Below are 11,533 nucleotides of genomic sequence, written 5' to 3' on the forward strand. Positions count from 1 at the left end.
CCCGCACCCCGGGCGCGCTGCGCGGCCAGGCCGACGCGCTGGCCGACCGGCTGGCGGCGGAGCCCGGGCTGCGGTTGGCCGACATGGCGCACACCCTGACCGCGCAGCGGCCGGCGCTGCGGCTGCGCTCGGCGGTCGCCGTGCGCGACCCGCACGACGCGGTGGCCGCGCTGCGGGCGCCACTGCCCGAGCCGGTCGAGGTGCCCGACGGCCCCCCGCGGCCGATCGCCTTCCTCTTCCCCGGCGGCGGCACCCAGTACGTCGGCATGGGCCGGGAGCTCTACCAGGCGGGCGGGGCGTACCGGGACGCCGTCGACGAGTGCGCCGCGATCCTGCGCCCGGTGCTCGGCGGCGACCTGCGCACCGCGCTCTTCGAGCGGGTCGACCCGGCCGCCCGGGAGGCGTTCCTGGCCCTGGTGGTCACCCAGTTCGCGCTGGTCGCCGAACTGGCCGACCGCGGGGTGCGCCCGGACGCGATGATCGGGCACTCGCTCGGCGAGTACACCGCCGCCTGCCTGGCCGGGGTCTTCACCCTGGAGGAGCTGCTGCCGCTGGTCGCCGAGCGGATCCGGCTGATCAGCGCCTGCGGTGGCGCCACGGTCGGGGTGGCGCTCGGCGAGCGGGAGTTGCGGCCGCTGCTGGGGGCGGGCGTCTCGCTCGCCGCCGTCAACGGACCCGGCGCCTGCACCGCAGCGGGTCCGGTGGCCGCCGTCGCCGAGCTGGAGCAGCGGCTGGCGCGGGCGGGGGTGACCTACCGTCGGCTGCGGATGCCGGCCGCGGCGCACTCCATGGTGCTGGACCCGGCGCTCGGCGAGCTGGCCGAGCGGCTGCGCGCCGTCACCCGCCGCCCGCCGCGGATCCCGTACGTCACCAACGTCACCGGCGACTGGGCCACCGACGCCCAGGCCGGCTCGGTCGAGCACTGGGTGGCGCACACCCGGGGAACCGTGCGGTTCGCCGACGGCATCGCCGCCCTGTGGCGGCGCGGCAACCCGGTGCTGGTCGAGATCGGCCCCGGCGACACGCTGCTCAAGCTGGCCCGCGCCGGGCTGGGCGAGCAGTCCAGGCCCGGGGAGCAGACCAGGCTGGGCGGGCAAAGCAGGTCGGGCGAGCAGGCCGGACCGGTCGCGGTGACCACGATGCGGCACGCCAAGGCCGAGAGCCCCGACGGGCAGGTGCTGGCCGGCGCGCTCGGCCGGCTGTGGAGCGCCGGGGTGGCCGCGCTGCCCGGCCCCGACCCCGCCGAGCAGGCCCGCGCGGTGCCGCTGCCCGGCTACGCCTTCGACCGCCGCCGGTACTGGATCGACGCGCCCGGCGCCCGCCCGGCCGCTACCGCGGACCACCCCACCGGCACCCCGGCCGAGCGGGCCCCGCGCCCCTACCTGAGCACCGAACAGGTGCCGCCACGCACCCCGCTGGAACAGGCCGTCACCGAGGTGTGGGAGGCGGTGCTCGGCATCGAGGGCATCGGGGTCGACGACAACTTCTTCGACCTCGGCGGCGACTCGATGCGCGGCGTGCTGCTGGTCGGCCGGCTGCGCGAGGCCGGGGTGCTCGACGTGCCGGCCGCCGCGCTGCTCTCCGCGCCGACCGTCGCCAAGGTGATCGCCGCGGCCGGGCACGGCGGCGGCCCGGAGGCCTTCGCCCCGCTGCTGCCGCTGCGCGCCGAGGGCGGGCGGACCCCACTGTTCTGCGTGCACCCGGGCGCCGGGGTCTCCTGGCGGTACACCGCGCTGCTGCCCCACCTCGGTGCCGACCAACCGGTCTACGGCATCCAGGCGTTCGGGCTGGACGGGCAGCACCCGCCGGCCGCCGACGCCGCCGCGATGACCGACTCGTACCTGGCACTGCTGCGCGAGCAGCAGCCGCACGGCCCCTACCGGCTGCTCGGCTGGTCCTACGGCGGGGTGGTGGCGCACGCCATGGCCTGCGCGCTGCACCGGCAGGGCGAGCAGGTGGAGTTGCTGGCGATGCTCGACGCACCGCGCGCCGCCGGCCTTCGCTGGACGCCCGAGCAGATCGAGGAGCAGGTGGCCGCGCTGCTGCTGCGGGTGGCCGGCCTGACGCCCGACCCCGGGCCGGTGCCCGCCGTGGCGCAGGTGCTGGACCGGCTGGAGCAGCCCGACGGCGGCCCCTCGCCGATCACCCGGGCCGAGGCGGCGCGGGTCGCCGAGGTGATGCGCAACAACCTGCGGATCGCGGGCGGGTTCGGCGCCGGGGTGTTCGAGGGGGACGTGCTGTTCTTCAGCGCGGCCGCCGACCCGGCCGCCGAGGGCGCGGAGTCCGAGGGCGCCGGGGCCGACCCCTCGCTGGCCCCCGGCAAGGCGGACGCCTGGCGGCCGTACGTCGCCGGCACCCTGCACGAGCACCCGGTCGCCTGCAGCCACTACGCGATGACCGAACCCGCGCCGATCGCCGAGATCGGCGCGGTGCTGGCGGCCGCGCTGAAGGCCGGCGACGCGGAGACCCCCGAGACACGCCCTGGCTCGACCCGTACTCGTACCGATCCTGGCAACACCACCCGAGGAGACGCCCGGTGACCAAGCCCGACCAGGTCCCCACCGCCGAGAAGGACCTCTACGAACTGGGCGACGCGCCCGAGCTGGGCCACGCGCCCCGCCGGATGTACGCCTCGCTGATCCGCCAGGAGCGCTACGGCCGCCCTGCCGACGCCTTCCGCACCGAAGTGGTCGACGTGCCGCCGGTCGGCCGCAACCAGGTGCTCGTCAAGGTGATGGCGGCCGGCGTCAACTACAACAACGTCTGGGCGGCCCAGGGTTACCCGCTGGACGTCATCGCGGCCCGCCAGAAGCAGGGCGCCACCGAGGACTTCCACATCGGCGGCTCCGACCTGTCCGGCGTGGTCTGGGCGGCGGGCGAGGGGGTGCGGCAGTTCCGGCCCGGTGACGAGGTGGTGGTGCTGGCCAGCACCTGGGACGAACACGCCGAGGACATCCGGCTCGGCGCCGACCCGTGCACCTCCACCAGCCAGCGGGTCTGGGGCTACGAGGAGAACTACGGCTCCTTCGCCCAGTTCGCCGTCGTCGACGAGTACCAGCTGCACCCCAAGCCGGCCCGGCTCAGCTGGGCCGAGTCCGCCTGCTACCTGGCCACCGCCGCCACCGCCTACCGCCAACTCCTCGGCTGGCAGCCGCACACCGTCCGCCCCGGCGACCCGGTGCTGATCTGGGGCGGCGCCGGCGGCCTGGGCAGCATCGCGATCCAGTTGGTCCGGCACGTCGGCGGCATCCCGATCGCGGTGGTCTCCAGCGAGGAGCGCGGCGAGTTCTGCATGGGCCTGGGCGCGCACGGCTGGATCGACCGCCGCGACTTCGACCACTGGGGCCGGCTGCCCGACGCCACCGACCAGGCGGCGATGGCCCGCTGGCAGCAGGGCGCCCGCGCCTTCGGCCGCCGCTTCTGGGAGGTGCTGGGCGAACGGCGGGCCCCGCGGATCGTGCTGGAGCACTCCGGCCAGGACACCATCCCGACCTCGCTCTACCTGTGCGACAACGCGGGCATGGTGGTCATCTGCGGCGGCACCACCGGCTACAACGGCGACGTCGACCTGCGCTTCCTGTGGATGCGGCAGAAGCGCCTCCAGGGCTCCCACGTCGCCAGCGCCCGCGAGGCCCGCGAGGTGACCGCGCTGGTGGCGCAGGGTGCGATCGAGCCCTGCCTGTCGCGCACCTTCGCCTTCGAGGAGGTCGGCCTGGCCCACCAGCTGATCCACGACAACCAGCACCCCCCGGGCAACATGGCGGTCCTGGTGAACGCCCAGGAGTGAGGGGTGGGGCGGGACCGCCGGGCGGGCGGGGTGGCGGCCGGGCCGGCGTCCCCGCCGCCACGGGCGGTGGCCTCACGCCCGGGCCGGCGTTGCCCCGGCGACGGTAGCGACCGCGCTCGCCGGCCGGGCCGTCGCCGCCGCTGGCGGTGACGCGAGTACCCGGGCGCCGACGGCGTCACGCCCGGGCCGGCGTTGCCCCAGCGACGGCAGCGGGCGGGCCGGCGCCGGGGCACGGGCGCGGCACGAGTACCCCGGCGCCGGTGGCCTCACGCCCGGGCCGGGGTTGCCCAGCTGAAGACCCCGCCGCCCGTTGCCCACACGTGTACCCGCACGGTGGGGGTGTCGGCGCCCGGGAGGCGGGGGCGGAGGTGGAGGGTCAGGGGGTGGGCGGTGGTGGCCGTCGGCGGGAGCCGGGTGGCGGTGATGCGGGACAGGGTGAGGGGGCCGAAGGTCTCGGGGTGCAGGGTGCAGAGCAGCTTGAACGCGGCCTCCTTGGCGGAGAACAGCGCGAGCAGCCGGCGCTCGGCCCCCGCCGGCGCGGCATCCGCGACCCAGGCGCGCTCCGGGTCGGTGAGGACCAGGCGGCCGGCGGCGACGGGCAGTGGGCGCAGTTCCAGGTCGCAGCCGACCGCGGGGTGGCGGTCGAGCGGTGCGGCCAGTGCCACGGCGAGTCCGGCCGAGTGGGTGATGGAGAGGGTCCAGCCCGGAGGTGCCAGCGGTCGGCGGCCGGCCCGGCCGATGTCCCCGTCCGGCCCGCCGGCCGCGCGCAGGGCGTGGCGGGCGGCCTGGCGGCCGGCCAGGAACTCCTGCCGCCGGGTGGGGGACATCCCCGCCGCCGCACGCGCCTCGCCGGGCCCGGCCGGCCCAACCGGCCCCGCTCCCGGCCGATCGGCGCCGCCCGCACCACCACCCACACCGCCGCCCGCGGCGCCCATCGCCACGCACCCCAGCCCGACCCCCTCGCCAGCCAGGGCGTGGCGCAGTGGGAGCAGGTCGCCGAGCGCCTGCTCCCACTGCACCGCGCGCGGGCTCAGCTGCGCAGGGCTCATGCGCGCAGGGCTCATGCGCGCAGGAGCTTCTTGACGATCTTTCCGGCGGGGTTGCGCGGCACCTGGTCCAGGAACTCGATCCGGGTCGGCCGCTTGTACGGGGCCAGCCGCTCCGCCAGGTGCCGTTGCAGGTCGGCCCGGCCGGTGTCGTCCGCGGTCACCACGTAGGCCACCGGCACCTCGCCGTAGTCCGCGTCGGGCACCCCGACCACGGCGGCATCGCGCACCGCCGGGTGTTGCAGCAGGGCGCGTTCCACCTCGGAGGGGTAGACGTTCTGGCCGGCCCGCAGGATCACGTCCTTGCTGCGGTCGACCAGGTGGATCCGGCCCTGCCCGTCGATCCGGCCGAGGTCACCGGTGCGGATCCAGCCGTCGGCGGTGGTGATCTCGGCGGTGGCGGCGGGGTCGAGCCAGTAGCCGTGCATCACGCCGGGGCCGCGGACCACGATCTCGCCGATCGCGTCCGGGGCGGCCTCCCGGCCCGTCGGGTCGAGGGCGCGCGCGGACATGCCGGGGATCACCCGGCCGGCCGGGATGATCTCGCCCACCGCGTCGGCGGCCGGGTGTTCCTCGGGGCCGAGGGTGACGAACGGGCCGCCGACCTCGGTCATCCCGTAGACCTGGCGGAACCCGCAGCCCAGCCGCGCGGCCGCGGCCGCGTACACCTCCGGCGGCATCGGGGCCGCGCCGTAGAGGATCTCCCGCAGCGAGCCCAGGTCCGCCCGGTCGGCGGCCTTGGCCTGGAGCAGGAAGCGCAGCATCTGCGGGACCAGCCAGACGTGCGTGGCGCGGTGGGTCTCGATCGCGGCCAGGGCGCGCTGCGGGGTGAACCCGGGCATCAGCACCGCGGTGGCCCCGGCGGCGAGGTAGGTCAGGGTGACCGTCATGCTGCCGTGGTAGAGCGGGCAGCAGTTGACCAGCACCATGTCCTCGGCGGGCCGGCTGACGGCGAGCCAGCCGAGCGAGATGGCGCGGAAGGACTGCTGGTCCACCACCACGCCCTTGGCCCGCCCGGTGGTGGCGGAGGTGTGCAGGATCGCGATCGGGTCGGTGTCGGCCACCCGAGGAAACTCGAACTCCTCCGACTCCGCCGACTCCTCGCCGAGTTCGGCGAAGGCCGGCTCGTCCAGCGGGATCCGCCGGGCCACCGGCAGGTCCGGGAAGCGGGCCAGCAGCCCGCTCTCGCCGATGACGGCACGGGCGCCGACCCGCTCGACGATCTCACTGACCTCGGGCCCGGCCAGGCTGTGGTTGAGCGGTACGAAGAGCGCGCCGAGCAGCGAGAGCGCGACGTAGGTCTCCAGCACCTCGATGCGGTCGAGCGAGAGCACCACCACCCGGTCGCCGCGTTCGATGCCGAGGCCGGCCAGGCCCCGGGCCAGCCGGCGGGTGCGTTCGTGGAACCCGGACCAGGTCACCGAGCGGCGCTCGTCCACCAGGGCCACCCGGTCCGGGTAGCAGCGGCGGTTGCGGTCCACCAGTTGGCCGAGCCACATCACGCACCGCCGGAGGGCAGGCCGGCATTCCGCTCCGCCACGAAGCGCTCGTAGTCGGCGATCGTGGTGAGCTGCTCCATGTCCTCGGCGGTGACCTCGACCCCGGTGCGCTCCTCGATGAGCAGCACCAGGCGCACCAGGTCGCCGCTGTCGATGCCGCTGGCCGCGAGGTCGACGTCGTCGCCGATGCCCTCGGTGTACTCGGGGGTGCCGGTCAGTTCCACCAGCATCGACCTGATCAGGCTCATGGTTTCCCTTTCACTGGGCCGTCCGGACTGGGCCGGCCGGCCATCCGACCACGGCGAGTCGCGCCGCGGGCGATCCGTCGCACCGCGATTCACTCCTCGCCTCTGGAAGGAGGCCGCCGGTGGAGCTGACACTCCCTCAGTTCGGCGATCCGCAGGGTGACATTCGTCACGGGACCGATCCCGGGGCCGCGGGGATAGCTCGCGCCGCCGGGCCCCTCTTCTCCAACAGGAGGCGTCGGTCGCGACGGTGCGGCGCCCGGAGCGGCAGGGGGCAGGGAGTGACCATCATGACCGGCGGCCGGCCGGCGGCGCAGCAGGCGCCCGAGGACGCCCGACCAGCGGAGCGGGCGGCGGAGTTGCTCGCCCACTTCGAGGAGCTGGTGGCGGCCGGCGAAACCATCGAGCCGCGGGACTGGCTGCCCGACGGGTACCGGCGGATGCTGATCCGGCAGATCGCCCAGCACGCGCACTCGGAGATCATCGGGATGCAGCCGGAGGGCGCCTGGTTGACCCGGGCACCCTCGCTGCACCGGAAGGCGGCCCTGCTGGCCAAGGTGCAGGACGAGGCCGGGCACGGGATGTACCTGTACTCGGCCGCCGAGACCCTCGGGGTGGACCGCGCCGACCTGCTGGAGGCGCTGCACCAGGGCCGCCAGCGCTACGCGGCCACCTTCGAGCACCCGGCGCTCACCTGGGCCGACACCGGCGCGATCGCCTGGCTCACCGACGGCGCCGCGGTGGTGAACCAGGCACCGCTCTGCCGGACGTCCTACGGGCCGTACGCGCGGGCCATGCGCCGGGTCTGCCAGGAGGAGGCGTTCCACGTCCGGCAGGGCTACGACCAGTTGTTGACGCTCTCCCAGGGCACCGACGAGCAGCGGGAGATGGCGCAGGACGCGGTGAACCGCTGGTGGCTGCCGGCGGTGGCGCTGATGTTCGGCCCGCCCGACACCACGGCGGGCGGCGGCGGACCGGCGGTCGGCGGTGCGGTCTCCCGGCAGGCCATCGCCTGGGGGATCAAGCAGCACACCAACGACGAGTTGCGGCAGCGCTTCGTCGACCTGGTGGTGCCGCAGGCCCGGAGCCTGGGGCTGAGCCTGCCGGACCCGGGCATCCGGTGGAACCCGGAGCGCGGGCACCACGACTTCGGCCCGGTCGACTGGGCCTGCTACCGCGGGGCGCTGGCGGAGGGGAGCCACTGGGCGCGCCGCCGCCTGGCCCACCGGGAGGCGGCGCACCGGGACGGCGCCTGGGTGCGCGAGGCCGCGGCGGCCTACGCGGCCCGGGCGGACGGATCGGCGGGGCCGGTCGGGTCGGACACCACGGAGGTGACGCCGTGACCGCCGCCCCGGGCCGCACCCCGGCCTCCTGGGAGGTGTTCCTGCGCCCGCGGCGCGGCCTGGCGCACCAGCACGTCGGCTCGGTCCGGGCGACGGACCGGGACCTGGCCCTGGCCACCGCGCGCGACCTGTTCGCCCGGCGCAACGAGCCGCAGTCCGTCTGGGTGGTCCGCTCGGACCAGGTGCACGCGGTCTCGCCGGCGGAGAAGGACCCGTACTTCGCCGCGGCCGCCGACAAGCCCTACCGCTACCCCGGCCACTACGCGCCACTCGGCGGCAGTGCCGACGAGCACCACCCGGAGGGAGCGGGCCTTGATGACTGACGTGACATCAACTGCCCTCGCGGGGAGCACAAGCAGCGACCCCGGGCTGGCCCGCCGCGTGCTGGCTCTCGGGGACGACGCGCTGATCCTCGCCCAGCGGCTCTGCGCCTGGATCACCCGGGCCCCGACCATCGAGGAGGACCTGGCGCTGTCCAACATCGCGTTGGACCTGCTCGGACACGCCCGCGTCCTGCTCACCCTCAGCGGCCGGCTGGACGGCAGCGGCCGCACCGAGGACCAGCTGGCCTACCTGCGCGACGGCCGGGAGTTCCGCAACACGCTGCTCACCGAGCTGCCCGGCGGCGACTTCGCGACGACCATCGCCCGGCAGTTGCTCTACTCGCACTACGCCCGGCTGCACTACGCCGAGTTGGCCGGGTGCGCGGTCCCGGAGCTGGCCGCGTTCGCCGCGCGTGCCGCGACCGAGGTGGACTACCACCGGGCGCACGCCGACGGCTGGACGCTCCGGCTCGGCCTGGGCACGGCCGAGAGCCGCCGCCGGATGCAGGAGGGGCTGGACCTGATGTGGCCGTACGCGGCCGAGCTGTTCGAGGGGGACCTCTGCGCGGCCGACGGGCCGACCGCGAACTCGACCACGGTCCCGACCACGGCGGGCCGGCTGCCGGCGCCGGGCGCGGTGCGCGAGCGCTGGCAGCAGCAGGTGACCGAGGTGCTGACCCGCGCGGGGCTGCACCCGCCGCAGCCGTCCTGGGCGGCCACCGGCGGCCGGGACGGGCGCCACAGCGAGGAGTTCGGGGTGCTGCTGGCCGAACTGCAGTCGGTGCACCGCCAGTTCCCGGGAGGTTCCTGGTGACGACCAGCACGCCGGTCGACCCGGCAGCCCTCGCCGAACTGCGCGCCGCCGTCGAGGCGTTGCCCGACCCGGAACTGCCCATGCTCACCCTGGGCGACCTGGGCATCGTGCGCGCAGTGCGCGCCGGTGCGGACGGCCGGCCCGAGGTGGAGCTCACCCCGACCTTCCTGGGCTGTCCGGCGATGGCGGTGATCGAGCGCTCGGTGGCCGAGGTGCTCGCCACCGCCGGCCACCCGCAGGGCCGGGTCCACCGGGTGCTGAGCCCGGCCTGGCGCAGCGAGTGGCTCAGCGAGCGCGCCCGGCAGCAGCTGGCCGAGCACGGGATCGCCCCGCCGCCGCGGACCGCCCCGGTTCCGGGGACCGCCGGGCCGGTGCCGATGACGCTCACCGCGCCCTGCCCGCACTGCGGTTCGCCGGCCACCCGCCCGCAGAGCCCGTTCGGGGCCACCCGGTGCCAGGCGCTGCTGTTCTGCACGGCGTGCCGGGAGACCTTCGCGCAGTTCCGGGCCGGGTGAGGCGGGATGCCGACCACCACGCCGGACCGGCGGTCCGCTCCGGACACCGACACCGCTCCCCCGCCCGCCCGTTGGCACCAGCTGACGGTCGCCGCGCTGGACCGGCTCACCGCGGACACCACCGCGATCACCCTGGCGGTGCCGGCGCAGCTGGCCGAGGCGTTCCGCGCGCCCGCCGGCCGGCACCTGGTGGTCCGCCACCGCCGGGACGGCCGCGAGCTGCGCCGCAGCTACTCGCTCTGCCCGCCGCCGTTCGCGCCCGAGGTGCTGCGGCTGATCGTCAAGCGGGCCGCCCCGGACGGCTTCGGGGTGTACGCGGCCACCGAACTGGCGGTGGGCGACCGGCTGGAGGTCTCCGCGCCCACCGGTGGCTTCCGGCTGGCGGCGATCCCCGGCGGGCACCACGTGCTGCTCGCCGGCGGCACCGGGATCGCCCCGCTGCTGGCGATGGCGGCGGCCGCGCTGCGCGAGGACCCGCACTGCCGGGTCTCCCTGGTGTACTCCGTGCAGGGGATGGGCGCGCTGCTGCTGGCCGACGAGCTGACCGACCTCAAGGACGCCCACCTGGGCCGGTTCACCGTGCTCCCGGTCTTCTCCCGGGAGCCCCGGGCCGCCGAGCTGCTCTCCGGCCGGATCGACGCGGCCCGGCTGCACCGGCTGCTCGCCGCGGTCGGCACCGAGTTCGACGCGACCACCGCGTTCTACCTGTGCGGTCCGTGGGGACTGGTGGCGACGGCGCGCGACGCGCTCACCAAGGCCGGGGCGGGCGAGGTCCGGCTGGAGCTCTTCTCCCCCGAGGGGACGCCGGCCGCGGTCACGCCGCCACCGGCCGGGCGCAGCGTCCGGGTCACCGCCCGGCTCGCCGGTCACACCTCGAGCACCCCGATGCAGCCCGGCGACCGGGTGCTGCTGGACGCGGTGCTGCGAGCCAGGCCGGATGCGCCGTACTCCTGCCAGGCCGGGCTGTGCGGCAGCTGCCGCGCCAAGGTGGTCGCCGGCTCGGTCGCACTCGGCGGCCAGTTCGCGCTCGGCCCGGCCGAGTTGGCGGCCGGCTACACGCTGACCTGCCGTGCCCGTCCGCAGACGGACGCGGTCGAACTGGACTTCGACGCCTGACCCACGGGCGTCCCGAACGCCGGACCCACCGTGGCCGGCACCGAAAGGATCCTCATGTCCCCGACCCGACTCCGACTCGCCGGCCGCACGGCGCTGGTCACCGGCGGCAGCCGCGGCATCGGCCGGGCCATCGCGCTGCGGCTGGCCGCCGACGGCGCACTGGTGGCGGTGCACTACGGGCACGACGAGCAGGCGGCCGCCGCCACCGTGAAGCAGATCGAGGAGGCCGGCGGCCGGGCCTTCGCGGTCCGGGCCGAGCTCGGCGTGCCCGGCGACGCAGCGGCGGTCTGGGCGGGCTTCGACGACGGGCTGGCGGCGCTGGGCGAGGCCGCGGGCGTCGACATCGTGGTGAACAACGCCGGGATCACCCTGCCCAGGTTCATCGCCGACGTCACCGAGCAGGACTACGACCAGGTCTTCGCGATCAACACCCGGGCGCCGTTCTTCATCCTGCAGCACGCGCTGCCGCGGCTGCGGGACGGCGGGCGGATCGTCAGCATCTCCTCCGCCGCGAGCCGGATCGCCTACCCCGCGCTCGCCGCCTACGCGATGACCAAGGGCGCGCTGGACGTGCTCACCCCGGCGCTGGCGCTGCAGCTGGGCCCGCGCGGGATCACCGTCAACACCGTCGCACCCGGGTTCACCGAGACGGAGATCAACCCGACCCTCGCCGATCCGAAGATCCGCGCGGCCCTCGCCGGGGCCTCGGTCTTCGACCGGCTCGGCGCCCCCGCCGACATCGCCGACGTGGTGGCCTTCCTGGCCGGCGACGACGCCCGCTGGGTCACCGGCCAGTGGCTGGACGCGACCGGCGGCGTGCACCTCGGCCTCTGACACCCTGGAGC

General features: G+C 76.0%; 11 protein-coding genes. 8 read left to right on the forward strand and 3 right to left on the reverse strand.

The annotated features are described in order from the left end of the window. The coding region (locus ACQRUO_RS09115; RefSeq protein WP_428315247.1) for an acyltransferase domain-containing protein at positions 1–2,540 on the forward strand (2,540 nt) is incomplete at its 5' end. Between the two features lie 83 nt (positions 2,541–2,623). Further along, entirely contained in the window at positions 2,624–3,787 is a 1,164-nt protein-coding gene (ccrA, locus tag ACQRUO_RS09120) for a crotonyl-CoA carboxylase/reductase (protein WP_428315296.1), read from the forward strand. Between the two features lie 266 nt (positions 3,788–4,053). On the opposite strand, the gene ACQRUO_RS09125 is transcribed toward ccrA, so the two are convergent. From ACQRUO_RS09125 to ACQRUO_RS09135, 3 genes are read right to left on the reverse strand one after another with little or no spacing between them, the layout of a single operon-like run. Further along, on the reverse strand, positions 4,054–4,836 hold the full coding sequence (locus ACQRUO_RS09125) for a 4'-phosphopantetheinyl transferase family protein (protein WP_428315248.1): 783 nt from the start codon (positions 4,834–4,836) through the stop codon (positions 4,054–4,056). 11 nt (positions 4,837–4,847) lie between these two features. Continuing rightward, a complete protein-coding gene (locus ACQRUO_RS09130; protein WP_428315249.1) occupies positions 4,848–6,332 on the reverse strand; it encodes a class I adenylate-forming enzyme family protein in 1,485 nt (494 codons plus the stop codon). Then, entirely contained in the window at positions 6,332–6,580 is a 249-nt protein-coding gene (locus tag ACQRUO_RS09135) for an acyl carrier protein (RefSeq protein WP_428315250.1), read from the reverse strand. Before ACQRUO_RS09135 ends, ACQRUO_RS09130 begins: the two co-directional genes overlap by 1 nt. 287 nt (positions 6,581–6,867) lie before the next feature. On the opposite strand from ACQRUO_RS09135, the gene paaA reads away from it, so the two are divergent. The 6 genes from paaA to ACQRUO_RS09165 are packed head-to-tail and all read left to right on the forward strand — an operon-like array spanning position 6,868 to position 11,522. Then, entirely contained in the window at positions 6,868–7,920 is a 1,053-nt protein-coding gene (paaA, locus tag ACQRUO_RS09140; protein ID WP_428315251.1) for a 1,2-phenylacetyl-CoA epoxidase subunit PaaA, read from the forward strand. Continuing rightward, positions 7,917–8,243, forward strand: a complete 327-nt coding sequence (gene paaB, locus ACQRUO_RS09145; protein ID WP_428315252.1) for a 1,2-phenylacetyl-CoA epoxidase subunit PaaB — start codon at positions 7,917–7,919, stop codon at positions 8,241–8,243. Before paaA ends, paaB begins: the two co-directional genes overlap by 4 nt. Then, the gene (paaC, locus tag ACQRUO_RS09150; RefSeq protein WP_428315253.1) at positions 8,236–9,057 is read left to right on the forward strand and encodes a 1,2-phenylacetyl-CoA epoxidase subunit PaaC; all 822 of its coding nucleotides are present in this window, start codon (positions 8,236–8,238) and stop codon (positions 9,055–9,057) included. The genes paaB and paaC overlap by 8 nt, the downstream gene beginning before the upstream one ends. After that, positions 9,054–9,572: a 1,2-phenylacetyl-CoA epoxidase subunit PaaD gene (gene paaD, locus ACQRUO_RS09155; RefSeq protein WP_428315254.1), complete on the forward strand. Its 519-nt coding sequence runs from the start codon at positions 9,054–9,056 to the stop codon at positions 9,570–9,572. Before paaC ends, paaD begins: the two co-directional genes overlap by 4 nt. Positions 9,573–9,578: 6 nt before the next feature. After that, on the forward strand, positions 9,579–10,688 hold the full coding sequence (locus tag ACQRUO_RS09160; RefSeq protein WP_428315255.1) for a 2Fe-2S iron-sulfur cluster-binding protein: 1,110 nt from the start codon (positions 9,579–9,581) through the stop codon (positions 10,686–10,688). A 54-nt stretch (positions 10,689–10,742) separates the two neighbouring features. Further along, positions 10,743–11,522 carry an SDR family oxidoreductase gene (locus ACQRUO_RS09165; RefSeq protein ID WP_428315256.1) on the forward strand — a complete coding sequence of 260 codons (780 nt, stop codon included), beginning with the start codon at positions 10,743–10,745 and terminating at the stop codon, positions 11,520–11,522. Positions 11,523–11,533: the final 11 nt, after the last annotated feature.

It is taken from the genome of Kitasatospora sp. LaBMicrA B282 (assembly GCF_050325825.1).
Taxonomy (GTDB): Bacteria; Actinomycetota; Actinomycetes; order Streptomycetales; family Streptomycetaceae; genus Kitasatospora.